This window comes from Vreelandella sp. F11, assembly GCF_042466685.1.
Classification (GTDB): domain Bacteria; phylum Pseudomonadota; class Gammaproteobacteria; order Pseudomonadales; family Halomonadaceae; genus Vreelandella.
The window spans coordinates 2,213,503-2,237,899 of record NZ_CP170448.1 but is presented as its reverse complement, the minus strand read 5'-3'; the positions used below and the strand labels follow the sequence as shown (position 1 = coordinate 2,237,899).

24 protein-coding genes and 1 tRNA gene are annotated in these 24,397 nt (G+C 52.2%); 11 read left to right on the top strand and 14 right to left on the bottom strand.

Annotated elements, in window-relative coordinates; genetic code table 11:
- Nucleotides 1-187 precede the first annotated feature (187 nt).
- From ACFIOZ_RS10115 to ACFIOZ_RS10105, 3 genes are all read left to right on the top strand, one after another.
- Nucleotides 188-1,780, top strand: coding sequence for an antiporter (locus ACFIOZ_RS10115; protein ID WP_386083688.1), 1,593 nt, complete (start codon nt 188-190; stop codon nt 1,778-1,780).
- 72 nt (nt 1,781-1,852) lie between these two features.
- Nucleotides 1,853-2,311, top strand: a complete 459-nt coding sequence (locus tag ACFIOZ_RS10110) for a universal stress protein (RefSeq protein ID WP_088701547.1) — start codon at nt 1,853-1,855, stop codon at nt 2,309-2,311.
- A 58-nt stretch (nt 2,312-2,369) separates the two neighbouring features.
- Nucleotides 2,370-3,863 (top strand): MFS transporter, encoded by a 1,494-nt coding sequence (locus ACFIOZ_RS10105; protein ID WP_386083687.1) that lies wholly within the window; start codon nt 2,370-2,372, stop codon nt 3,861-3,863.
- A gap of 92 nt (nt 3,864-3,955) precedes the next feature.
- On the opposite strand, the gene ACFIOZ_RS10100 is transcribed toward ACFIOZ_RS10105, so the two are convergent.
- Entirely contained in the window at nt 3,956-4,276 is a 321-nt protein-coding gene (locus ACFIOZ_RS10100; protein ID WP_386083685.1) for a carboxymuconolactone decarboxylase family protein, read from the bottom strand.
- A 157-nt stretch (nt 4,277-4,433) separates the two neighbouring features.
- The gene (locus tag ACFIOZ_RS10095; protein ID WP_386083683.1) at nt 4,434-4,850 is read right to left on the bottom strand and encodes a MarR family winged helix-turn-helix transcriptional regulator; all 417 of its coding nucleotides are present in this window, start codon (nt 4,848-4,850) and stop codon (nt 4,434-4,436) included.
- A 127-nt stretch (nt 4,851-4,977) separates the two neighbouring features.
- Between ACFIOZ_RS10095 and ACFIOZ_RS10090 the strand changes: the two genes are divergently transcribed.
- Nucleotides 4,978-5,544: a YIP1 family protein gene (locus ACFIOZ_RS10090; protein WP_386083681.1), complete on the top strand. Its 567-nt coding sequence runs from the start codon at nt 4,978-4,980 to the stop codon at nt 5,542-5,544.
- An 83-nt stretch (nt 5,545-5,627) separates the two neighbouring features.
- Here the strand turns inward: ACFIOZ_RS10090 and ACFIOZ_RS10085 are convergent, their stop codons facing one another.
- The 6 genes from ACFIOZ_RS10085 to ACFIOZ_RS10060 form a co-directional block, all read right to left on the bottom strand.
- Nucleotides 5,628-6,044, bottom strand: coding sequence for a DUF488 domain-containing protein (locus ACFIOZ_RS10085; protein ID WP_386083679.1), 417 nt, complete (start codon nt 6,042-6,044; stop codon nt 5,628-5,630).
- A gap of 416 nt (nt 6,045-6,460) precedes the next feature.
- Nucleotides 6,461-7,204 carry a Crp/Fnr family transcriptional regulator gene (locus ACFIOZ_RS10080; protein ID WP_386083677.1) on the bottom strand — a complete coding sequence of 248 codons (744 nt, stop codon included), beginning with the start codon at nt 7,202-7,204 and terminating at the stop codon, nt 6,461-6,463.
- A 721-nt stretch (nt 7,205-7,925) separates the two neighbouring features.
- Nucleotides 7,926-8,002: transfer RNA gene (locus tag ACFIOZ_RS10075), tRNA-Pro, on the bottom strand.
- A gap of 132 nt (nt 8,003-8,134) precedes the next feature.
- Nucleotides 8,135-8,956 carry an inositol monophosphatase family protein gene (locus ACFIOZ_RS10070; RefSeq protein WP_386083676.1) on the bottom strand — a complete coding sequence of 274 codons (822 nt, stop codon included), beginning with the start codon at nt 8,954-8,956 and terminating at the stop codon, nt 8,135-8,137.
- A gap of 94 nt (nt 8,957-9,050) precedes the next feature.
- On the bottom strand, nt 9,051-9,485 hold the full coding sequence (locus tag ACFIOZ_RS10065; protein WP_386083674.1) for an anti-virulence regulator CigR family protein: 435 nt from the start codon (nt 9,483-9,485) through the stop codon (nt 9,051-9,053).
- Between the two features lie 133 nt (nt 9,486-9,618).
- The gene (locus ACFIOZ_RS10060) at nt 9,619-10,113 is read right to left on the bottom strand and encodes a pilin (RefSeq protein ID WP_386083672.1); all 495 of its coding nucleotides are present in this window, start codon (nt 10,111-10,113) and stop codon (nt 9,619-9,621) included.
- A gap of 240 nt (nt 10,114-10,353) precedes the next feature.
- On the opposite strand from ACFIOZ_RS10060, the gene pilB reads away from it, so the two are divergent.
- The 6 genes from pilB to ACFIOZ_RS10030 all read left to right on the top strand — a co-directional run bounded on the left by pilB (nt 10,354) and on the right by ACFIOZ_RS10030 (nt 16,069).
- Nucleotides 10,354-12,102: a type IV-A pilus assembly ATPase PilB gene (gene pilB, locus ACFIOZ_RS10055; RefSeq protein ID WP_386083670.1), complete on the top strand. Its 1,749-nt coding sequence runs from the start codon at nt 10,354-10,356 to the stop codon at nt 12,100-12,102.
- Between the two features lie 3 nt (nt 12,103-12,105).
- Nucleotides 12,106-13,338, top strand: a complete 1,233-nt coding sequence (locus ACFIOZ_RS10050) for a type II secretion system F family protein (protein ID WP_386083669.1) — start codon at nt 12,106-12,108, stop codon at nt 13,336-13,338.
- Between the two features lie 18 nt (nt 13,339-13,356).
- Complete coding sequence (locus tag ACFIOZ_RS10045) at nt 13,357-14,202, top strand: prepilin peptidase (RefSeq protein ID WP_386083666.1); 846 nt, start codon at nt 13,357-13,359, stop codon at nt 14,200-14,202.
- A 69-nt stretch (nt 14,203-14,271) separates the two neighbouring features.
- The gene (gene coaE, locus ACFIOZ_RS10040; protein WP_386083664.1) at nt 14,272-14,874 is read left to right on the top strand and encodes a dephospho-CoA kinase; all 603 of its coding nucleotides are present in this window, start codon (nt 14,272-14,274) and stop codon (nt 14,872-14,874) included.
- Between the two features lie 34 nt (nt 14,875-14,908).
- Entirely contained in the window at nt 14,909-15,142 is a 234-nt protein-coding gene (yacG, locus tag ACFIOZ_RS10035; protein ID WP_022523595.1) for a DNA gyrase inhibitor YacG, read from the top strand.
- 39 nt (nt 15,143-15,181) lie between these two features.
- A complete protein-coding gene (locus ACFIOZ_RS10030) occupies nt 15,182-16,069 on the top strand; it encodes a DNA replication terminus site-binding protein (protein WP_386083660.1) in 888 nt (295 codons plus the stop codon).
- Between the two features lie 27 nt (nt 16,070-16,096).
- On the opposite strand, the gene ACFIOZ_RS10025 is transcribed toward ACFIOZ_RS10030, so the two are convergent.
- Complete coding sequence (locus tag ACFIOZ_RS10025) at nt 16,097-16,465, bottom strand: hypothetical protein (RefSeq protein WP_386083657.1); 369 nt, start codon at nt 16,463-16,465, stop codon at nt 16,097-16,099.
- 375 nt (nt 16,466-16,840) lie between these two features.
- Here ACFIOZ_RS10025 and ACFIOZ_RS10020 point away from each other — a divergent pair, with 375 nt between their 5' ends.
- A complete protein-coding gene (locus tag ACFIOZ_RS10020; protein ID WP_386083655.1) occupies nt 16,841-17,671 on the top strand; it encodes a helix-turn-helix domain-containing protein in 831 nt (276 codons plus the stop codon).
- A gap of 90 nt (nt 17,672-17,761) precedes the next feature.
- Here ACFIOZ_RS10020 and ACFIOZ_RS10015 read toward each other — a convergent pair whose 3' ends face one another.
- The 5 genes from ACFIOZ_RS10015 to pheA form a co-directional block, all read right to left on the bottom strand.
- Complete coding sequence (locus ACFIOZ_RS10015) at nt 17,762-18,136, bottom strand: histone-like nucleoid-structuring protein, MvaT/MvaU family (RefSeq protein ID WP_386083654.1); 375 nt, start codon at nt 18,134-18,136, stop codon at nt 17,762-17,764.
- A 326-nt stretch (nt 18,137-18,462) separates the two neighbouring features.
- A complete protein-coding gene (rpsA, locus tag ACFIOZ_RS10010) occupies nt 18,463-20,142 on the bottom strand; it encodes a 30S ribosomal protein S1 (RefSeq protein ID WP_088701565.1) in 1,680 nt (559 codons plus the stop codon).
- 183 nt (nt 20,143-20,325) lie between these two features.
- Nucleotides 20,326-21,024 (bottom strand): (d)CMP kinase, encoded by a 699-nt coding sequence (cmk, locus tag ACFIOZ_RS10005; protein ID WP_386083652.1) that lies wholly within the window; start codon nt 21,022-21,024, stop codon nt 20,326-20,328.
- Nucleotides 21,017-23,296: a bifunctional prephenate dehydrogenase/3-phosphoshikimate 1-carboxyvinyltransferase gene (locus ACFIOZ_RS10000; protein WP_386084046.1), complete on the bottom strand. Its 2,280-nt coding sequence runs from the start codon at nt 23,294-23,296 to the stop codon at nt 21,017-21,019. Before ACFIOZ_RS10000 ends, cmk begins: the two co-directional genes overlap by 8 nt.
- A 5-nt stretch (nt 23,297-23,301) precedes the next feature.
- Entirely contained in the window at nt 23,302-24,393 is a 1,092-nt protein-coding gene (gene pheA / locus ACFIOZ_RS09995; protein WP_386083651.1) for a prephenate dehydratase, read from the bottom strand.
- Between the last annotated feature and the right edge of the window lie 4 nt (nt 24,394-24,397).

Here is a 24,397-nt window from a genome sequence, read left to right as displayed (position 1 = left end):
CCGCCTTTACCCCCTGCCGATTTTTTCTCTTTAAAATCAATGAATCCAGGCTTTTCAGCGACTACCTCTCAAGAGGTATGTCGCTGTTTTTCATGCTATTTCCACCTATTCCCCAACTTCTTCCTCAAGCGTATCTTGCTTTCTAACTGCTAGATGCAGATAGGTTTGATGCCAAGGGGAAATCGCCATGAGTAAGAGAAACGCCGACATTGAGAAGTGGGATGTCGAAGACGCCCAATTCTGGGAGCAGGAAGGCAAACACATTGCCAACCGCAATCTATGGATATCCATTCCCAGTCTGCTGATGGGATTCGCCGTCTGGATGATGTGGGGAATGATTACCACCCAGATGCAGAACCTGGGTTTTTCATTCACGGTTAACCAGCTATTTTCACTGACGGCGCTTGCCGGTCTAGCGGGTGCCACACTGCGCATCCCAGCATCGTTCATGATCCGCATCGCTGGCGGGCGTAACACCATCTTCCTGACCACCGCGCTATTGATGATCCCCGCTGCCGGCACTGGTATCGCCTTGATGAACCCAGGCACGCCGTTCTGGGTATTCCAGGCATTGGCACTACTTTCCGGTATCGGTGGCGGTAACTTCGCTTGTTCAATGAGCAACATTTCCACTTTTTATCCCAGCAAACAGCAAGGTTACGCCCTGGGCATGAATGCAGGCCTGGGTAATTTCGGCGTCACGACCATGCAAATTGTCATCCCGCTGGTAATGACCGTCGGCATTTTCGGCGCTATAGCCGGGTCGCCGATGGAACTGCAAAGCGCTAGCGGTACTTTGATCGGCAGGATCGAAGCAGGTACCGATACCTGGATCCAGAATGCTGGCTTTATCTGGCTTGTATTCCTGGTTCCATTAGCGTTCGCCGGTTGGTTCGGTATGAACAATCTTCGCACTATTACGCCCAACCCTGGTTCTTCGCTTGCTGCTTTCAGCAAAATATTGGGCCTCTACGGCGTCGGCATGGTGACCGCGGTTATCGGTATGCTGGCGCTCGGTTGGCTTAATATGTGGATTGCCCTGCCGCTAACCATCGTTCTGACCCTGGTGTTGTTGCGCCTGATTCCCGGCGACATCAAGCCCAATATCCAGAAGCAGTTCGCAATATTTTCCAATAAGCACACTTGGTCAATGACCATCCTCTACATTCTGACCTTCGGCTCTTTTATCGGCTTCTCTGCAGCCCTGCCGCTCTCTATCAACGTCATCTTCGGCAACATGATGGAAGCGACTGCCGATGGCACGCTGATTCGCGTGGCCAATCCAGAGGCGCCTAGCGCCTTGACCTGGGCCTGGATAGGCCCTTTCGTAGGTGCTCTAATCCGCCCGTTGGGCGGATGGATCTCCGACAAAGTGGGTGGCTCCATCGTTACCCAAATCATCTCTGCGATCATGGTGGTCGCCTCCATCGCCACCGGCTACGTGATGATGCAGGCCTATAACGCCACCGATCCTAATCAATTCTTCTGGCTATTCCTGCTGCTATTCATCGTGTTATTCGCCGCCAGTGGTATCGGCAACGGCTCTACCTTCCGCAGTATCGGGGTTATTTTCGACCAGCAGCAGAAAGGCCCGGTACTTGGCTGGACCTCAGCCGTCGCTGCCTATGGCGCCTTCATCGCACCGCGGGTAATGGGCGAGCAAATCCAGGCCGGTACACCGGAACTTGCCATGTACGGCTTTGCGGTCTTCTACGCCATCTGTCTGGTCATCAACTGGTGGTTCTACCTGCGCAAAGGTGCCTACGTTAAGAATCCCTAAATAGGGCTTGCTTCTTTATGCCCGGAGCCAAGCTTCGGGTCTTCACCCCCTACCCCACTGCGGGAGGACACCATGAAAATCATGATTGCCTATGACGGTTCGCGAAACGCCAAGTTGGCTCTCGCTCAGGTCGTCACTATGTTCCGCTGTAACCAACCTCTACTGGTACTGGTCGGCGTGGTGGAGAATCCACTCGACGCTACCGATAACAACGAGGCGCTTTTTCAGCAGGAGCACGATGAGGTTAAACGGCACCTTCAAGAGGGTGTGGCATTCGCCATCGGCGAGGGCTTCCAAGCCGAGCAGCTGCTAGCCGAAGGGGATGCGCGCAAGATGTTGCTGCAGGCCACTCGCAAACTCTCGCCAGACCTACTGGTCATTGCCCGCCATAGCCATCAGCCGGACGGCGGCATCATCGCCAAGTCGTTAACTTATTTTGTTGATGAACTCGACTACATGACTTTCGGCAGCGTCAGCTCGTTCCTGGCCCGGCGCGCCGAGTGTCCCTTGTTGATCCTACCCAGCCCTTGAGCAGCCCCTACCCCTCCTTTTGGTACAAACCACCTTTGGGACACAGGACGATACGACCATGAAAGTTTCCGCTGTATTCAAGTTTCGCAGCCCTGAGATTCGGGCCCTGCACCTGACCTGGATTGCCTTCTTTATAACCTTTTACGTGTGGTTCAACATGGCGCCGCTCGCATCGAGCATGCTCAAGAGCGTCGACTGGCTGACCACGGATGATCTCAAGCTGTTCGCCATCTGCAACGTCGCCTTGACCATTCCCGCGCGCATCATCGTCGGCATGGCATTGGATCGGTTCGGCCCGCGACGGGTATTCTCGGTGCTCATGGTAACTATGTCGCTACCGGCGCTGGCGTTTGCTTTCGGTAACAGCATGACGCAACTGCTGGTGGCGCGCCTGGTACTGAGCTCGATTGGCGCCAGCTTCGTGGTCGGTATCCACATGACGGCGCTGTGGTTCAAGCCCAAGGACATCGGCTTCGCCGAAGGCTTCTACGCTGGCTGGGGTAACTTCGGCTCCGCCGTAGCAGCCATGTCGCTGCCGACCATCGCCTTGAGCATGTACGGCGGCCCCGATGGCTGGCGCTGGGCAATCGCCCAGAGCGCTATTGTTATGGCCGCTTACGGTGTTTACTACTGGTTCGCGATTACCGATGGCCCGGATGCCCAGGCTCACCGTAAGCCACGCAAATCCGCTGCCATGGAAGTGAGCTCCTGGGGCGATATGATCAAGCTGATCATCTGGACGATACCGCTGGTCGGCGTGCTCGCCATCCTGGTCTGGCGTATTCAGTATATGGGTTATTTATCGGTTACGGGTGCCGTTATCGCTTATCTAGCCATTATCACGATCGTCATCTATCAAATTGTCCAGATCCTGAGAGTCAATCTACCGATCCTGCGTAAGGGGGTACCGGAGGATGATAAGTACTCGTTCAACAGCGTGGCGGCGCTTAACAGCACCTATTTTGCCAACTTCGGCGCGGAACTGGCGGTAGTGTCGATGCTGCCCATGTTCTTTGAGCAGACCTGGGGACTGAATGCCGCGACGGCCGGACTGATTGCTGCATCGTTCGCTTTCGTCAATCTGGTGGCGCGCCCCATGGGCGGCATGGTTTCCGACCGCATGGGTAACCGTCGTTTCGTGATGCTATGCTACATGTTTGGCATTAGCGTTGGGTTCTTGTTGATGGCCATGCTCAATTCGAGTTGGCCGCTCATTCTGGCCATTGCGGTGACCATCGGCACTTCGATTTTCGTGCAAGGGGCTGAGGGAGCAACCTTCGGTATCATTCCCTCCATCAAGCGCCGCATCACTGGGCAAATCTCGGGCATGGCCGGCGCCTACGGTAATGTTGGCGCAGTGGTTTACCTAACCATCTTTACGTTTGTCACACCGTCGCAGTTCTTCTACATCATCGCGACCGGCGCCTTCATCAGTTGGGTTATCTGCCTAGTGTGGCTCAAGGAGCCAGAGGGCGCTTTTGACGACGAGTACTATGTTTCTTCGGTCGATAGAGATATCGAAGAGCAGGCACTACAGAGTGCAAAGCACTGAACGGTCGGCACATCTGTAGCGTCACGGCACTGTTCGCGTCGATTGGATCCGGACAGTGCCTCTAGAATAAAAAGAGCGCCCTCAGAGCGCTCTTAAACAGGATCCGTTATGTCCTCAATCCAGGTTAAGGCCGCCACTGCAGTCGGAAATCCGGTAGTAGGAATCGCTAACATGGCGACTTGTTTAAGCTCCTCGGCACTCACGCCCTCCTCCAAGGCACGACGCACATGGGAGTGAACGGCCCCTTCAGAGCGTGCCCCTATGGCCAGCGAGAGTTTTATCAAGCGTCGGCTACGTTCATCAAGCGGCCCAGCTTCAGCACAGGCTTTGCCCAAAGCGGCATAAGCCTCCCATATCTCAGGATACTGGTTCGCAACGTCTCCGGCTCCAGAAGGCAAATCATGCTTTGTCATAGTGCAATACCTTAACGATAAATTGGAGTTCACAGTATAGAAGTAGAGCAACTAAATGCCACACACCGCACTTAAGAGCTAAACACCAATCGTACCAAGCATTATTAATGAGGACTTTCGATGTATATTGGCCATATCCCACTTCTTAAGCTCTGCATTAAGTGGACTTATTCCAACCAGGAAATGGCGTCTCTTCCTGCAAATGACGCAATTCAGGTTGATGAGCTTCAGCGATTTGCGATACTCGATTCACGCCCTCTTCCAATAAATGCACTTCTATTTGGCGGCGATCCTCACGCCCTTGCCGCCGCACAACCAATGATAGCTGCTCACAGCGGTCAACTAGCGCCACCACCCCATGATGTTTTGATTGAAGCCGCTCAGCAAGCTCCCCCACCGTCGCCCAGTCTCTTCCCTGGAAACCACGAAGATGTAGCAATAGTTGATACTGCAAGGGCGTCAGCCCATAGCGGCGACAGATATCTTCACTATGGCGCAGAAAACAACGCAACCGGTAGCGAAATTGCGACAGCCGCTCAAAGTCGCTTTTATCAAGTGTCTGGGGGTTACTCATTTTTCCGTTTCTCTTAACCACATACTTAACTATCACTTATTGGCCAATTTATAGCGCCTTTAAAAAATACAATATCATACTATGATACAACCAGCCATTGAGATTATCCCCCCAGGAGGGATCTGCAATGAGAGCACTCACTTTTCTCAAATTACCATTCACCCATCGTGAAGGCTGGAAAGAGTTACAGGCATCTTCCCCCTCCATTCCTTTACTAGCGTGGCTGGTGGTGTTACCCATGTCGCTCTTGCCACCAGTAATGCTCTATTATGCGGGCACCCATTACGGCGATGCATTTATGGCGGGCTTTGCTGACCGAGAGTGGCGTTTTATCACGACAATTATTTTCCTGGCAGAGATATTGAGTTTTTTCGTTATCGGCTGGGTAATCTACGCTGTAGTCAATGGAACTGAAGAGCTATCTATCAGCTATCAAGATGCCTATTTACTTGCCACACTTGTACCACTACCGTTATTCGTCGCTTCATTGGCACTATTGGTACCCAGCTTACTTTTCAACGTAGTGGTTATACTTAGCGGGCTGGGCATCTCTTGCAGCTTGATTTACCACGGCTTACAAGCCCTCTGTACGCATCAAGAATTTGATGTTGCTACGATCTCAGCCACTTACACGATTATGGCTGCCAGTGCTCTGGGGTGGGGTATATTGTTTGCGGTTATCTGGGCTTATTAAGCCATTAACATGAGGCGCACTGGCCTACAGGGGCATCAATCCAGTCATCGTCAAGCCCAATAATGACGCGTGAAGCAAACGGTCTAACGCTGAGAAGTGGGTAATGTGTGTGCTAGGCAGGGAGATGAGCAAAATTCACGATCACTCGCGTCTTCCTCTTCGAGCGCTGATAGCGCCAGCTCTTTGATTACTGGAAGGTGGGAATCTTCAATTTCACGAGCGGCGGTTAGTAGGGTAACTCGCCCCGCTCGTGCGAATCTCATTAAAGGCAGTAGCTTGTCAGGACATGCCTTCAGCTCACGCCTGTAGCGCTCAAGAAAGAGTGATTTACTGATTTTTTGCTGTCGATACTGACGGCATAATTGAGTGGCAGGCGCTATCTCTGGATACCACTCATTCAGTGCCAATAAATTGGGAAACAGCCCGCTAGGACGTACCCGATCAACCAGCACGCGCGTGCCGTCGTGATCCTCTATCGGCGCATATATACGCTTTGACATGATTTCATACGACATCGTTTATATACCTTAGCCAGCGCGTGCATGGCTTCTCCGAGTTCAACCATATCGGTATTAACATAGCAGTAAAATTATCCGAGCAACAAAAAGCCCCCCTGGTCATAGCCATATCGAGGTTTTAATACTCTATCTCTAATACTCCCCTTCGCACCATCCAGTTAATCCGCTCTTTAAATAACATAATGTTAAATACATATTTTCATTACATTATAAGGACAATTTCGAATGGTGTAGCATGCTGCTCGCAGCTAGCTTCACAGGTTGTGCTTCCAGCCCTAGCCTTTAAGCTCGGCAAAGCATAGTCAGTCCAGGGATGGAGAGAAAGATCAACACCTGTGAGCTCCGTTGCGAGCACCGGAAGCCACGCTATATGTCATGTTGGGAATAACTGGCAATCGTTAGGACGCAGGTTCTTTCAAAAGATGAAGATAAAAAGGGTCGAACTCTCCTGCTTCTATTAGTTTCTGCCAATCTGGCACGCTGATATGTGTTTTTGAATTAATAACTAAGCCATCTGTGCGAAGCGCCTGGAGAGTGCGGTTCATATGAACGACAGTAATACCTGTAGCATCTGCCAGCTCCACCTGTGTAATTGGCATTTTGAATTTTTGGTTATCAGCCAACCCAACCACCTTCAGGCGTAACAAGAGCTCACAGAAAAGATGGGCAATCCTTGTGTAGGAATCGCGCTGCCCGATATTCAAAAGCCACTCGCGGGTGATTGAGGCTTGCACCAAGGTCTCCCGCCAAAAAGCACTAGCCAGTCGAGGGTAAGTTTTACAGAGACGGTGCATATCTTCATGCTTAATGAAGCCGAGCCTGCAGGGGCTGATTGAGGCAAGAGAAATATCGAGAGATGTCAGGTGTAAGCTTTGTAGATCAGGGATATCGCCAGGTACATAAAGAGCCAATATCTGCCGCTTGCCATCACCAGTCAGCTTGTAAGCACAAGTAAACCCCTCAACGATCAAAAAGCACCGAGAGGGCTGATCCCCTACCCTCACAATGTCCTGATCTGCTGTTAGAGATAACGTGCTGATTGGCAGGTCATTGATCGCTTTCTTTTCTTCATCTTTGAGAATGAAGACGCTCTCCAACTTTCGGATCAATAAGAGATTGGGTGTTAAAATTAAAGTGGTCATATGTAGCTCCATAGTTCGCAGTTATGAAGCCGGATGCAACACTTTATCTGCTCCCCAGGAAGGGATTTACATATGCCACTAATCATGCGCTGCATAAAACTATATAGCTAGCTGTTATCCATGATGTAGCTCAATGATTACACTTTCAACTGAAAGATGAACGGTAAAATTAACTGTCCTGGCCATCCTCCGAAAAATGAGGGTGCTCAGAAGTAGAACTCTTCCAAAGCAAAATGCAGGGAGATTCTGCATGAAAATCACGTTTTTATGACAGTTAAATACTGCCGTCCTTAAGCAGGCCCAAGGCAGCCACCTGTTCCATATCTATGCCGCGAATATGGCCTGAGCAGCCCGACCGTCTAAAAGTGGCGAGCTAACGTTGAGGACGGATGCTTCAAGGCGGAACGGTGGAATGAACTGGAGGGTGAAAACCCGGCGGCTCAAGAAGATGTACGCTGAGGAGCAGTTGAAAGCACACACCTAAAGGAAGCCAGCGAAAAAAATGCTGAAGCGGGCTCTGGCACTACAATAATGATTGGCTTACTGCGGAACTTGGAGGGTCTCACTCAACAGAAACTAGCCGCGGAGGCTGAGTCTACTTCCTCTGTAAAAATAAGGGAGTCATCTTTAAACCTGCAAAGATATATTTATATTCCCAAAATGACACCCAAACAAAACCGCCGCTAGGTTTTATCCATAAGCGGCGGTTTTTAATAGAACTTGGTCGGAGCGACAGGATTCGAACCTGCGACCTTTGCAACCCCATTGCAACGCGCTACCAAGCTGCGCCACGCTCCGCTGTCTTTATTGGCCGCTACATCTTTGCCTCAAGACGGTGCGTATACTAGCTGTTTCTTGCATAAATGAAAAGCCCTTATAGCGCTTTCTTTTCAAGTATTTGTCACACACCGCCATAACGCTCATCGCCCTTTATGGCTTGCGTTGATCCGCTTCAAGCAACAGATAGGCCATGGCGTCATATACACCGGGGGCCGTTACGATCAAATGATCCGGGTAAATATCTTCTGGTACCGCTGGGGGCACTGGGTATAGGTGCCCAACGCGGGCGCCGGCTTCCCGGGCAATAACCCAGCCTGCCACAAAGTCCCAGGGCGAGACACTTTCATAGTACGCATCCAGGCGACCGCAGGCGACATCGCACAAATCGAGCGCTGCTGCGCCATTACGACGAACGTCCTGGCACTCAAACAACACAGCTTCTAACCGCTTCAAAAGTTGCTTACGCTCCTCTTTACGATATGGGAACCCTGTTCCTACCAAGGTGTGCGCCAGTGAATCTGCACTGCTGGGCTGTATGGGCTCGCCGTTGCAAAAAGCCCCGGCGCCTTCGGCAGCACTAAAGGTCTCGCCTAAAAACGGCGCATGCACAACACCCACTTTGGCGACGCCCTCTTCCATCCAACCGATGGAAACCGCTACGTGGCGAAGCCCTTGGGCAAAATTAACCGTACCATCAATGGGATCTACCACCCATAGCTTTGGCGCCGTTGCATGCAAAGCGCTCTCGGGGGCAAGCTCTTCACTCAGCCGCGCTTCTCCGGGGAAGTGCTCCTCCAGGCGCTGACTAATCAGCTTGTCCACGGCCACATCCACATCGGTGACAAGCTCATTATCCTTTTTTAAACGCTGGGCAAAGTCCTGCTGCTCCCGCGCCTTTATGATCATCTGCCCCGCTTCTTCAGCAATAGCGATAGTAATTTCAAGACGCGCGGCTAGTGTATGGTCGCTCATTGAATCTCCCTTGAGAACGCGATAATGCTATGAGTCTCTACCATAAGCCGCTGCGATGTAATTTTCGAGTCAAACCGACTCCCAACGGTAGTGGTTAGCGCAACACGTCTACTAAAACATCCACAACGATGCGTGTGGCCGCTTCGATTAACACCACATCGGCACCGACACGCTCCCACTCATAGCCTGGGTAGCGCGGCAACTGGGACGCTAGATGGCCATCAAATCGCTTGGCGATACCGGGGGGTAACGGTTTACCACGCTCAAGGTTGCGCTGAATACCTGGGGGTAACGATTCGGCTCGTGGTGCGTCATGCCGGCGCAGTAACTGACGTATTTCACGTTCGTTGATGCGCGGTAAATCGACCCGCTCATCGCGCGAGTGACTATGTCGGTTAGATTCATGCTGCTGGTGATGATCCTTATCACGGGCACCGTGGGCCGGCGCATGGGCAGGCTGGGCGAAGGCTGCGTTATTGAGCAGCAATGCGACAAACGCGCTTATGGCAATCAGTTTGATGGGCTTCACTGTAAGCTCCTCGCTTAAGGTCAGAGCTTACTAGTGTAGAGAACAAATGCGGAGGAAGTGTGGAAACAGAACAGCCGCGCCAAAGAGCGGCTGAAAAGCAAAAATAAACTTGAAGACTTAATTTTTCACCGATTTAATCTTGGCAACCGCGTGGCACGATATTGTCAGAAATAGTTGCCTTACAGATCCACCTACCGCTACCGGCCTCTCGGGTGACTGACATTGTGTTTGATGCACTGTTTCCACCAGATGCAGCTGTTCCTATTGATCCAAAATTGAAGGTAATTGTCGGAGCGTAGGTGTTTAAACCTGAATAAGTGAGGGTATTTCCACCTGTCAAATCATCTTCATTAAAACCTATATAGTCTACGAACGCACCATTTTCATCCCCTGCTTCAAACTCAGTTACAGGATTAACCCCAGAAGCCACCGCGGCATCAAATCCGGTTTGTAAAGATTTCAGCGTTGAATATGCGGATGTGGCTTCAGCTCGCTGAATATAGGACTGGTACTGGGGTATCGCCACCGCCGACAGAACGCCAATAATAGCGATAACGATCAGCAGCTCAATCAGAGTGAAACCGACTTGTTTGGTGTTCTGTGTCATTGTGTGGGCAGCACTCTGCATAAAGGCATCTCCTGCGGGGGAAGGGCAAGCCTTTGTAAGGACAGTAATTTCTTAAAAAGAATTAGCAAATATTAAAATTACACTAGCTTACGTGATCTGTTTTTACAACACTCTCTATAGGCGTTATCGGCCCAGGCGACTACCACTTTAGCGGCTTGAGATTATCAGCCATTTAATGCCTGTAAACACTAATTTATGATACAAGTAATACGCTTAAAACGATGTAAAGCAGGTTTCTGAATGAGCCAGCCCCCTTTTGAGTCGACGTTAAGCCACGCCGCTGCACGTGGCGGCCTGCACGGCTTTGCCCAGCGCTTGGTTAAGCACGGCCTGCTGACCGAGGCCCAGGCCGCCACAGCGGAAACCACCGCGTTGGATCTGGAGATATCGCTTCTTCAGCATGTGATCGAAAGCGGCCTGGTCGATGCTAACAAAGCCACACTGGCAGCGGGCTGGGAGTATGGGCTGCCAGTCATAGATCTGGAAGCAGTTCGACTTTCCGCGCTGCCTTCTGCTGCTGACTACCCTATCAAAGTGCTGCAGAGCCTTAACGTTCTGCCATTAGCCCACCACGGCCATCGTCTAACGGTTGCAGTTCCCTACCCCGCCACGCTGACGCAACTGGATGAGTTGCAGTTTGCGACCGGCCTGAGCGTGGAAGGCATCCTAGCTCCCGTCGATCAAATCATGGTCGCGCTCAATAGCTACCTTGCTCAAAACGGGCGTGGCATGCTTGATGAGTTAGATGATGCGGTGAGTTCACTGAGCATTGTGCAGAATAACGAGGGTGACGAACTTCCTCTGGAAGAGTCTTCTCAGAGTAGTGACGACGCCCCCATTGTTAAGTTCGTCAACAAGATATTGTTAGACGCGATCCGCCGGGGCGCCTCTGATATTCATTTTGAGCCTTACGAAACCCTCTACCGGATACGCTTTCGTATTGATGGAATGCTCATAGAAGTGGCGCGACCACCCTTTGCCATGCGCAATCGTATCGCGGCCCGCCTAAAAATCATGGCTCGACTGGATATCTCGGAACGCCGCTTACCCCAGGATGGCTCGATAAAGTTAAAGCTATCGCGCACCCGCTCTCTCGATTTCCGGGTCAACTCATTGCCAACCGTTTATGGCGAGAAGTTAGTGCTGCGGATATTAGATCCGACCGCGGCGCAACTGGGTATTGAGCAATTAGGCTTTACCGACGAACAACGGAGCCATTATGAGCATGCGTTAAAACAACCCCAAGGCATGATTCTGGTCACTGGCCCTACCGGAAGCGGCAAGACCGTTTCGTTATATACCGGCATTAATATTCTTAATAAAGTTGAGCGTAATATTTGTACCGCTGAAGACCCGGTTGAGATCAAAGTCGCCGGTATCAATCAAGTGAACGTATTACCTAAGATCGGACTCGATTTTGTCAGTGCACTAAGGGCATTTTTACGGCAAGACCCGGATGTGGTGATGGTAGGCGAAATTCGCGACCTTGAAACCGCCGAAATTGCCGTTAAAGCAGCCCAGACAGGGCACTTGGTGCTCTCCACGGTGCATACCAACTCGGCAGCTGAAACGCTGACTCGACTGGCGAATATGGGCGTCTCTTCTTTTAACATCGCCAGCGCCGTTAGTTTGATTATTGCCCAGCGACTGGCTCGCAAACTGTGTCAACACTGCAAAGAGCCCATTAACATTCCCCATGAAGCGCTGCGTAAAGAAGGCTTTAGCAGCGCAGAGATCCAAAAAGCGACTATCTACAAACCGGTAGGTTGCAAGCACTGTACCCACGGCTATAAAGGGCGAATTGGCATTTATGAGGTAGTACCGATTAGTGAAGCGATGCGTCAGCTAATTATGCGTGATGCCAACGCATTAGATATCGACCAGCAGAGGCGCCAGGAGGGCTACCCGAGTCTGCACCGTAGTGGGTTGCTGAAAGTCATGCAGGGTATTACCAGCCTGGAAGAGGTTAACCGTGTGAGCAAGGAGTAAGGCATGGCTAAAACGGCACGTCGACGCCAAACGCCCGCCATCAGGCTATCGCGCTGGAAATGGAGTGGTAAAGGCCCCCAGGATAGACCGCTTAGCGGTGAGATGATTGGCCGCAGTAAAGCCGAAGTAGCCGCTGAACTCACCAAGCAACATATCGTTATCCGCCGGATTAGTAAAAAAGGCAACCTCGGCGGCAGTGGCCGCATTAAACCCTACGATGTCATGGTCTTTGTGCGTCAAATGGCCACCATGACTCGTGCTGGCATACCGTTGCTGCAAGCACTTCAAGTAGTAGCAGAGAGCCTCAAAAAACCGGCTATGGTTGCCCTTGTTCAGCATATGATGAGCGATATATCGTCGGGTGCCAGCTTCTCAGACGCATTGAACCGTCACCCCAAACACTTTGATCGACTGTTTGTTAAGATTGTCAATGCTGGTGAGCAGTCCGGTGCGCTGGATCAAATGCTCGATCGTATTGCGACCTATAAAGAGAAGGTTGAGTCGCTGAAAGCGCGGGTTAAGAAGGCCCTTTGGTACCCCACCGCCGTTATGACGATAGGCATTGCAGTGACCCTATTGCTGTTGATTAGAGTGGTGCCTGAATTTGAAAGCATGTTCCAAAGCTTTGGCGCTGAACTCCCTGCACTGACCCAACTGACCGTGAACTTATCCGAGCTTGCCCAGCGTTATTGGCTAGCCGCGCTCGGCGCAGTGATGGCTGCCGTGCTTTTGCTTAAAATAAGCATTCAACGCTCGCCAAGCGTTGCTTACCGTATGCATGCACTGCTGCTTCGCTTGCCGGTCATTGGCGATATTATGCATAAATCCGCCATTGCCCGTTTTTCGCGTACATTAGCGACCACCTTTGCCTCTGGTGTACCACTTGTTGAAGGCTTAGACACCGCCGCCGGTGCCACAGGCAATAAAGTGTACGAGCGCGCGGTGGCACAAACGCGCCAAGACGTAGCCACCGGGCAACAGCTACACTTCGCCATGCGTATGACCAACCGCTTCCCCCCTTTAGCGATTCAAATGGTCAGCATTGGTGAAGAGGCAGGGTCGCTTGATGCCATGCTCAATCGCGTGGCTGATTACTATGAAGAGGAAGTCGATAATAAGGTCGACGCCCTCACTTCGCTGATGGAACCGATTATTATCGTGGTACTGGGTGTGCTGGTCGGCGGCGTGGTGGTCTCTATGTACTTGCCCATCTTCGACTTGGGCTCTGCCCTCTAAACAAACTCAAGGAGCGATATGCACTACCCTCCCACCATCCTGTGGTTAATTGTGTTATTGATTGGGCTATGTCTAGGCAGCTTTTTGAATGTGGTGATTACTCGGCTGCCGGTGATGCTGATGCGGGGCTGGCGCAATGAAGCCCGGGAAGCACTTGAGCTTGGCACCGAACACTCGCAGCGCTTTAACCTGGCCACCCCCGCTTCCATGTGCCCACGCTGTGAAGCCCCTATTGCGTGGCACGACAACCTACCGTTAATTGGGTGGATAAAACGTCGTGGGCGCTGTGCCGAGTGCCAAACGCCTATCAGCATTCAGTACCCACTGGTGGAAATAGCCGGGGGCTTGTTGGCCATAGCAGTGCTAGCGCTCCAAGGCCTTACTGCAGAGTCGATCTTCGTTTACGGCGCCTGCCTAATGCTGTTAGTGCTCGCCGTGATCGACTTTCGCACCCAGCTACTGCCCGACGTGATTACCCTACCCTTACTTTGGGCGGGGTTACTGTTTCAGCTTCTTTTCCAGCCACTCATGCTGCCGAGTGCCGTTATCGGCGCCATGGTAGGCTATCTGTCACTGTGGAGTTTTTATTGGCTATTTAAATTGGCCACCGGCAAAGAGGGAATGGGCTATGGCGACTTTAAGCTGCTAGCGGCGCTGGGCGCCTGGTTAGGATGGAGTTTTTTACCGCTAATCTTGATCCTTTCTGCAGGGCTTGGGGCCGTTGTTGGACTAGCTGCCCAGGCCTGCTCGCCTCGCCTCCGCGGCACACCGCTACCGTTTGGCCCTTTTCTCGCTCTCGCCGGCTGGGTGGCACTGTTAGTCGGTGACGAAATAATGGCAATGTATCTCAACCTGCTCATGTAAAACTTAACCAAGTAACAATGGGCCATGTGACATTTGGTTATATAAAATTTAGCTAGAATGAGGCAGTAGATGATTATCGGATTAACGGGGGGCATCGGGTCAGGTAAATCGACCGTTGCTCGCGCTTTTGAAACACTCGGCGCCGCCTGGGTCGATGCCGACGATGTTGCCAGGGAAATAGTTTTACCGGGGGAGCCGGCATTGATAGCCATTCATAATCGTTTCGGTGATCAGGTCATGCACCAGGATGGCACGCTTAACCGCGCCGCCCTACGCGAGATTGTGTTTAACGATCCAGAACAACGCCGGTGGCTAGAATCCGTCACACACCCCAAAATAAGGGAACGGTTAGTACAGCATTTAGAGACACTCAAAAACCAGGGCGCGCCCTACGTGCTGCTTGTGTCACCCTTGCTGTTTGAAACGGGTCAAGATGCGCTCGTGAAACGTGCGGTGGTTGTCGATGTGCCCCAAGCGCTGCAACTATCGAGAACCCAACAGCGTGATGGGGTGAGTGAAAGCCAAGTGCATGCTATCCTCGCCGCCCAACTTTCCCGCGAACAACGGTTAGCAAAAGCAGACGACGTGATAGATAACAGCGGTGACCACGCCAGCCTGATAGAGCAAGTGGCACGGCTTGACGAACGCTACCGTCGGCAGCTTAACTACTGAGATATCGCGCCTGTTATCGCAATTGGAGTTTTTTATGGCTCGCCCTGCAAACGATTCCCCGCTAGAAGTTAATTGCCCGCAGTGCGCTAAGCGCGTGCCCTGGCTGCCAGAGAGCACTTATCGCCCTTTCTGCAGCAAACGCTGCCAACTACTGGATTTAGGCGCCTGGGCCGATGAGTCGCACCGCATATCGGGGGAGTCCGCCATGGACGAGGCCGATATAGAAACGCTCCTAGCGCAAGCCGACAAGGATGCGCCACTCACCTGAAAAACCCTATAACTGACCTAGCGAGCCCTTATACTCCCCATGGCCGAAACAAACGCTCCCCCCTCATCGCCTTCGGCCTATCATGTGCTGCTTCAATTGGAGCAGCAGTTTGATCATCTACTGGAAACCATTGAGGCAGCCGTCTCGCTATACGAGCAGCAGCTACCGGCTACATGGGTCTTTAATCAAGCGACACCGCCTCGTGACTGGCTGCGTAAAGCCCTCTTCGACATGTGGCATGAGCAGGATCAAGATGGTCGTGAGACGCGCAACTATATTGCCGTGGTCGCCGCTAATGATGAACTGATAAGGGCGATTGACGCTATCAATCAAGCCAAAGTCCATTTCAGCAACCTACTGCAACATATTAAACAGGCATTTCCACAGGCACTTAGCGAGGCAAAAAGCCGCTTGCCGAAACGCCACCCTCACGTTGATGAAGCGTTACGCCGCAATGGACTCGCTCGTTTACATCTTAAACAGAGCTGGCGGCAGCTACCTATCGCACAAGCGCCTGTCTCACGCGTTCGCTTTGCTTGGTACAGCAGTGGTCGCTCTATTAAACGCCTGTCAGTGCAAGAAGCTGAAAATAAGCTTTTGCAGTTTGATACCGATGCGCCGCATATCCGTATACAGCTACGCAAGCTAGCGGGTATCCCCAGCGGCGAAGCGCTTGCTCAGGTGCAAACGCAAGCCCCGCTTATGCGGGCAAATCTGTTCTTTACAGAGCCACTCGACGATGGGCATACACGCCGGGCACTGAATGCCGCCATGCCTATTTTTGTTCCTGACCATAATCAACGACTGCCCCATATTAACCTACCTGCACCACAGCCACCCACCACGCGCACACGGGCCAGGCGACGCGATGAGAAACTGGAACAGGAGGTATTTCTGCCGAGTTTGCGAATTTATCGCTACCGCTAGCATAAGGACACTTTTCAAGCCTTCTGCTCAAGCCTTCTGCGGTGTTTTTCCAGTGCTAGCTGCAGGCACTATATCCTGCTGCCATACGCCATAGCCAAGCAGTGCTTCGATCAGCTCAGCCAGGTCGTTATGATCCACACCATACTCGCTCAACAGAGCTTCAAAGCGCTGTTTAAAAATACGCTCCTGCTCGTGCTGCTGTTCCTTCTGCTGGGTTTCTTCATCTTCTTGTTCCAGTGCCGCAAGCGAGCGTACCGGCGGGCCTGTCGGTATATCAAAATCGCTTTCTGGATCATCTAATTGGCGTAAAGCCTGGGCAAAAGCATCGTCTAATTCACGAAACTTACGCAGCTTCTCACGCTCATCTATCGGCTTTTGAACCTTTTGATATTTCATCGATGTTTCATTTACACCTTGCTTGAAATGGTCGATATGACTGCCAAAGTCGCTTTTTTTGGCGAAAACTGTGCACAAACGCGTAAAGATCACGAGCAAACTTGCCTTTGCCACCCCGTTGCCAGCATAAAGGCATCATCATTAAATATATGAGGGTAACCAGCACATTTATCAAACCCGGCACAGTCAGCGACAACTCATTAAATCGATGCTTCGCATCAACATTACCTAAAAGTAGCCTGAATAGAGACACAGACTCTTATCTGTAGGCTGATTTTTTCCCTTCAGCTAGGTTACCAATACTAACGCACTGGGAGAGTGCACTACAGGCGATATAAGCACGACCTGTACGATTCACGCATGAGAGGCCAGATAATGTTCAACGCGATGACACGAGCTGAGATCTGGCTGCAGGATACACTCGATCAGTCACTCGGCATCGAAGACCTTGCTAATCACATAGGGTATTCGTCTTCTCAAGTCCGGCGCCAATTTCGGCAAAGCTTTCACATTTCACCGAGCGCCTATCGTGAAATAAGACGACTGGAGCGCGCGGCGGTGCTACTTGCGCTTACTCCTCTCAATATAGCGCAAATTGCAATACGTTGCGGGTACCAAAACCACTCCTCTTTCTCACGGGCATTCCAACGTTGTTATCAGTTCAGCCCGCGCAGTTTCCGCCTAAAGCTGAAAACCACTTTGCAGCGCCCTGTGCCACCTCATGGTTTTAACACACGTATCGAAAAAACCACTGGCCGCCAAATGATCCTGATGCGCCTTTACAAGGCTCCCGAGCATATTAAGGGGCTAGGAGATGAAAGCCATCACAATATGCAGCTAGCGTGCTTACAGACGCGGCTGCGGCGATCTACGACCATCATCGCACTGCCCGACATACTCGCCGACAGAATTAATGCACTTAATAATGAGTCTATCAACTCTTACCGTACCGACATTGGCCTCTACCTATCGGATACGGACAATGCACAAGACATTGCGCTGCCTGTTCTCTATCGGCGGGTCGACATTCCTACTCATTACTACGCCAGCACATGCTTTGACAGTTTAGCTGGCCTTTATGGAGCCTTGACGCATACCATCATCTATCTGCTCAACAGGCAGGATGTTTGGCACGTTAGCGGTCACCCTCCACAGGTATTATGGAAAGCAAACCATTTAGAACTTCGCATCCCATTAATAGGTTAGTAATGGGGATAACGGCACAGGAGTATACCTGAAAGCGTATAGCTATAGAAAACCGGCATTCCTGTACAGAAATGCCGGTGATTGGATAGCTTAGTCTTCCATACGCTCCAACCAGGATTCGACGGTTTCATCACCGTACTGGTCTTTCCAGCTACGCAGCCCTTTATGATTGCCGCCGCGAGTTTCGATTACTTCCCCTGTTTTAGGGTTTTTGTAAATTTTAAGACGGCGCTTACGGCGCGCATTGCCACTCGCTGTGGTTTTAGAGCTCCGCTGGTCTGCAGTCGGGTCTAATAAGGCAATAACATCGCCCGGACGCTTACCGAACTCATTCATTAACGCTTCAAGTTTAGCCTTAAATTCCAACTCACCTTTCAGACGTTGATCGCCTTCTAAACGCTGAAGATCTTCTTGAAGCTGCTTTAGCTGCTGTTCTTTCTGGATATATTCGTTAAGTAAAGACATAGGGGGTTCCTTTAATAGCGTATCCAACTGAACGGGGTTCAACTGAATGGGATCTAACTTAGGTGCAAATTGACAACCATGGCACCTGCTAGTTCAGAATGCAGAGACATTATTCCTGTAAAAAGAGTAACTGACAACAGTCTAGTTGATTTTCACCCAATTACTAATCGTTTTTTAAAACTCAATTGTGGCTAAAGAGTTTAAAACTAATAGCCCCCTGATGACTATGCGAACCTTCTGCTGAACAACTACTAGCGCTCAACCGCTGCAAACAAAAGCGCCGCCCCTAAGGGCGGCGCTTTTGCTAACCAATAACTAACCGATAGTTAGTCTTGGCCCATCTGCTGCTTGATCAAGTCACCGATGGTGGTCGGACCACCTGCTGTTTCCGGCTCTTGCTCACGCATCTTCTTCAGGTTCTGACGCGTATCGTCCTGGTCTTTCGCTTTGACCGACAGATTAATCTGACGGCTCTTACGATCAACGCTCACAATACGAGCTTCAACGCTGTCGCCTTCGTTCAGTACATTGCGCGCGTCTTCTACGCGGTCAGCACTGATTTCAGAGGCTTTCAACACCGCAATAACGTCAGTCGCCAATTCAACTTGGGCTTCTTTAGCATCAACTTCAATGACGCGACCTGTTACGATACTGCCCTTATCGTTGACTGACAGGTACTCAGCAACGGGGTCAGAATCCATCTGCTTGATACCCAGCGAGATGCGCTCACGCTCAGGATCAATAGAGAGGATAACGGCTTCAGCTTCGTCGCCTTTCTTGAAGTTGCGTACGGCTTCTTCGCCAGTATCGGTCCAAGAAATATCAGACAAGTGAACAAGACCGTCAATACCGCCTTCAAGGCCGATAAAGATACCGAAGTCAGTAATTGACTTGATGGTACCTGAAACGCGGTCGCCCTTGTTGTAGTCAGTGTTGAAGGTTTCCCACGGATTAGCAGTACACTGCTTGATACCCAGGGAAATACGACGACGCTCTTCGTCGATATCCAGCACCATGACGTCAACATCATCGCCCACTTGAACGACTTTTGACGGATGGATGTTTTTGTTGGTCCAGTCCATTTCAGAGACGTGAACCAGACCTTCAACACCCTCTTCCAGCTCGGCAAAGCAGCCGTAGTCAGTCAGGTTAGTGACGACCGCGTGCACTTTCATGCCTTCCGGATAACGCTCTTTGATGTTGACCCAGGGATCTTCGCCCAGCTGCTTCAGACCCAGTGATACGCGGTTGCGCTCACGGTCAAACTTCAGAACTTTGACGTTGATCTCGTCGCCAACGGCAACGATTTCGGACGGATGCTTGATACGCTTCCACGCCATGTCTGTAATGTGCAGCAGGCCGTCAACACCACCCAGGTCTACGAAAGCGCCGTAGTCTGTCAGGTTCTTAACGATACCCTTGATCTGCTGACCTTCTTGCAGAGTTGCCAGCAGCGCTTCACGCTCGGCACTGTTCTCTGCTTCCAGAACCGCACGACGTGATACCACAACGTTGTTGCGTTTCGGATCGAGCTTGATGACTTTAAAGTCCAGCTCTTTGTTTTCCAGGTGCGCAGTGTCGCGAACAGGACGAACATCAACCAACGAGCCAGGCAAGAAGGCACGGATAGAGTCAACTTCGACAGTGAAGCCGCCTTTAACCTTACCGTTAATAACGCCCTTAATGATTTCGTCTTTCTCGAAGGCTGCTTCCAGAATCTTCCAAGCTTCTGCGCGCTTGGCTTTTTCACGGGACAGACGCGTCTCACCGAAACCATCTTCTACGGCTTCCAGTGCAACGTGCACGTCGTCACCGATAGCGATGTTCAGATTACCGTGCTCATCGCGGAATTGTGACGCAGGGATCTGACCTTCAGATTTCAGACCAGCGTTGACAGTAACCCAGTCACCGTCAATGTCGACAACCTGGGCCGCGACAATAGCGCCTGGCTCCATGTTGATGTCGTTAAGAGACTGTTCAAACAGCTCAGCAAAGCTTTCGCTCATGGTGTTCCTACGTAATTACGTTGTTGAGGCATAAATGCCTTCTCCGCACCACCAGCAAGTGCGGGCCTAATGTCACTCAGCCTTTGGGGGTGTTAACGCTGGTTAGACCTGACCGGGCTCACCGATGTGAGTTTAGTGCCCTGCCACGTCGTGACACCTATCCAAAAGCGCCGCAAGGGAGAATCACACGCCGCTTACCAGCCCTCTTTGGGCGAGCAGTTCGGTCAGTCGATCAACCACTTCCGGTATGCTCAGGCGCGTGGTATCAAGCGTAATGGCATCATCTGCCGGCTTGAGAGGAGCCACACTGCGCTGCGTATCGCGTGCATCGCGTGCCTGAATCTCCTTTAAAAGACTCGAAAGACTAGCATCCACCCCGGCTTCCTGCAACTGCAGATAGCGCCGACGCGCCCGTTCATCGGCACTGGCGGTTAAAAAAATCTTCAGCGGGGCGTCGGGAAACACTACGGTGCCCATATCACGACCGTCAGCTACCAACCCTGGCGCCTGGCAAAAATCACGCTGGCGCTGTAAGAGCGCCTGACGAACCGCAGGCAGCGCTGCCACCTGTGAGGCGCGTTCACCGGCCTGCTCAGTACGAATTTGCTGACCAACATCGTCACCTTCAAGAAAGGTACGCGGCTGGCCCTCCTCCACCGGGAAGGCGACATCTAACTGCTCCGCTAGGCGTGCAAGCCCAGCTTCATCGTCCACCGCCACGTTATGCTTCAACGCAGCTTGTGCCGTCAGCCGATAAAGCGCGCCGCTATCCAGTAGGTGCCAGCCCAAGCGCTCGGCCACCAAACCACTGATAGTGCCTTTACCGGCGCCGCCAGGACCATCAATAGTGAGAACGGGAACTGCGGCAACGCGATCACTCATGGGCACCCTCCACGCTAACGCCCATACCAATGCGTGTCGCCAACTCGACGAAGTCAGGGAACGAGGTGGCCACATTGGCGCAATCTTCAATGATGATGTCGTCACTGGCACGCAACGACGCAATGGCGAACGCCATGGCAATACGGTGATCCCCCAGGCTATCGACACGCCCACCGCCGTAACTGGCTACTTGCGCATTACCGTTACCGACAATATCGATGCCATCTTCTACTGTGGTGTGCTGCACACCTAGAACAGCCAAGCCATCGGCCATGGCCTGAAGGCGATCCGACTCTTTGACGCGCAGTTCTTCAGCACCTCGCAGCCGCGTTACGCCTTCGGCATTAGCGGCAGCGATAAACAGTGCAGGAAATTCATCGATGGCGAGCGGCACTTGATCGACAGGAATATCAATCCCTTTAAGCGGTACGTAGCGAATACGAATATCGGCCACCGGTTCACCACCCACTTCACGCTGATTCTCTAGTGCTAAATCAGCCCCCATCAGGGTAAGAATATTAATCACGCCAATCCGGGTTGGGTTAATACCCACGTGTTCAAGGGTAATATCTGAGCCTGGAGTAATCGCGGCAGCCACCAGAAAGAAGGTCGCCGAGGAAATATCCGAGGGCACGTCAATCGGGCCAGCTGTTAGCTTACCGCCACCCTGAAGCCAGCAAGTATCGCCTTCGCGGGAAACCGCATAGCCAAACCCATTGAGCATTCGCTCGGTGTGGTCGCGAGTCGGTGCAGGCTCGCGCACACGAGTTTCGCCTTCGGCGTAAAGCCCGGCCAACAGCAGGCAGGATTTCACCTGAGCACTGGCCATTGGCATATCGTACTTAATGCCTTTGAGGGCAGCACCGCCGTGAATCTTAAGCGGTGGGCGCCCGCCTTCAGCGGTGTCAATGGTGGCTCCCATCAGGCGCAGCGGATCAGCCACGCGCCCCATGGGGCGTTTCGTCAGTGACTCGTCGCCGGTTAGCTCACTGTCAAACGCCTGACCAGCCAGCAGCCCTGAAAACAACCGCATAGCGGTGCCCGAGTTACCCACATAGAGCGGGCCAGCGGGAGCTTTTAAGCCATGCATACCGACACCATGAATGGTGACCTTACCTTGATGCGGCCCTTCAATCGCCACACCCATTTCACGAAATGCCTGCAGAGTCGCTAGACTATCTTCGCCTTCAAGAAAGCCCTTTACTTCAGTGACACCTTCAGCCAGTGCGCCCAGCATAATGGAGCGGTGGGACATGGATTTGTCGCCCGGTACGCGCAAACGCCCCTGGGCTTTACCGCCCGGCTGCACACGGTAGGTCACCTTACCTTGTGGTTGCATATGATATTCCGCCTGATAACTGGTTTTGTTCAATAAAGAGTCGAAATAGTGCCGGGCGTGGCTCGCCCGATCAAAGGTGGCAATCAGCGCATCGCTGTCACCGGCTTCTACCGCAAGACGCAAGCGAGCGAGTCCTGCTTCAAAATCATCCAGCGATGCCAGCACCGCTTCTTTGTTGGCAATAAAAATATCTCGCCACATCACCGGATCACTGCCCGCGATACGGGTAAAATCGCGAAAGCCGCCCGCTGCATAGCGAAAAATATCTAGCCGCTCATCCTGACGAGCCAGCGTATCCACCAGAGAAAAGGCCAACAGGTGAGGCAAATGGCTGGTACGTGCCAACACTTGGTCATGGCGCTCAACGTCCATTTCCAGCACCTCGGCACCGCAGGTTTGCCATAAACAGCGCACGCGCTGCAGTGCGTCACGATCGACGTTTGGCTCAGGCGTCAGAATTACCTTGTGTTCCATATAGAGACGCGGATTTGCTGCCGCCACACCGCTTTTCTCTGAACCGGCTATCGGGTGTCCCAACACCATATTGGCGGGGACTTGACCAAAGACTCGTTGAGCACAGGCGCGGATGGTCGCCTTGGTACTGCCCACATCGGTAATCACAACATCAACCGACGCGCTAGGCAGCGCCTCGACCAAGCTGGCCATAACGCTCTCCATGGCAAGCACCGGCACTGCCAGCACCACCATGGAGGCGTCATTGACTTGCTCAGCTAGATGGGTACCGCCCGAATCGATCAGCCCCATCTCGATACCGCGCGCGATCTCCTGCTCATCCGGATCACAGGCAACAATCTGCCCCTTAAATCCTGCAGCGCGCAGCGCTGCCGCAAGCGAACCACCAATCAACCCCAGACCAACAATCAATAGTCGCACTTCACGACAAGCTGATGCTTTTACGCTTTTATCGACCATTAACGTCACAGCACGCCTATGGGGTAGGAACCCAGCACGCGGAGATCCGCCGCTCGCAACTGCACCTCTTCGAGCACTGCCGCGACCTTAGGCTCATCGCGATGGCCTTTAAAATCGATGAAAAAGACGTAGTTCCATACGCCCGTACGGGAAGGACGTGTTTCAAGACGGGTTAAATCAATCTGGTGGCGATGAAACGGCTCCAGCAACGCGTGCAAGGTACCCGGTTGATTACGCATAGCGACCACAATGGAGGTTTTATCCTCCCCCGCCATGGGCACATCCTGGTTACCAATAATCAAAAACCGCGTGGAGTTATCCGGGCTATCTTCGATTTTTTCCGCGATATGCTCCAAGCCATAGAGCTTGGCCGCCATATCGCCCGCAATGGCGGCGCTATGCCACTCGGTTTTAACCAGTTTCGCCGCTTCAGCGTTAGAAGAAACCGGCACGCGCTCGGCATGGGGAAAGTGTGCATCCAGCCACTTGCGGCACTGGGCAAAGGATTGCGGGTGGGAATAGATACGCGATACTTTATCGCGCCTCGTCGTTTCGCTCACCAGTAAATGGTGATGAATACGCAGCACTACTTCGCCACAAATTTTGATCGAGGAGTCCATGAAGGTATCCAGAGTGTGATTCACCACTCCTTCGGTGGAGTTCTCCACCGGGACGACGCCATAGTGCACGGCGCCCGCCTCAACTTCACGAAATACCTCATCGATGGCGGCCATGGGCAAGCTCACGGCGCTTTCACCAAAATGCTTGAGCGCCGCCTGCTGGGTAAAGGTGCCCTCAGGGCCCAAATAGGCAACTTTAACCGGCTGCTCAAGGGCCAAACACGCCGACATGATTTCACGAAACAGCCGCGCCATCTCTTCTGAATCGAGCGGGCCTTTGTTTAACGCCATAATGCGCCGTAGCACCTGGGCTTCGCGCTCAGGGCGGTAAAACACCGCATCTTTATCTTCGGCCAGCTTGACGTGAGCCACCTGCTGGGCGCAGCTGGCGCGCTCGCTGATCAGATTGAGAATATCACTATCGAGCTGATCGATACGCTGGCGCAGCTCGTCCAGATTGATCGGCGTGTCGGACATGGTA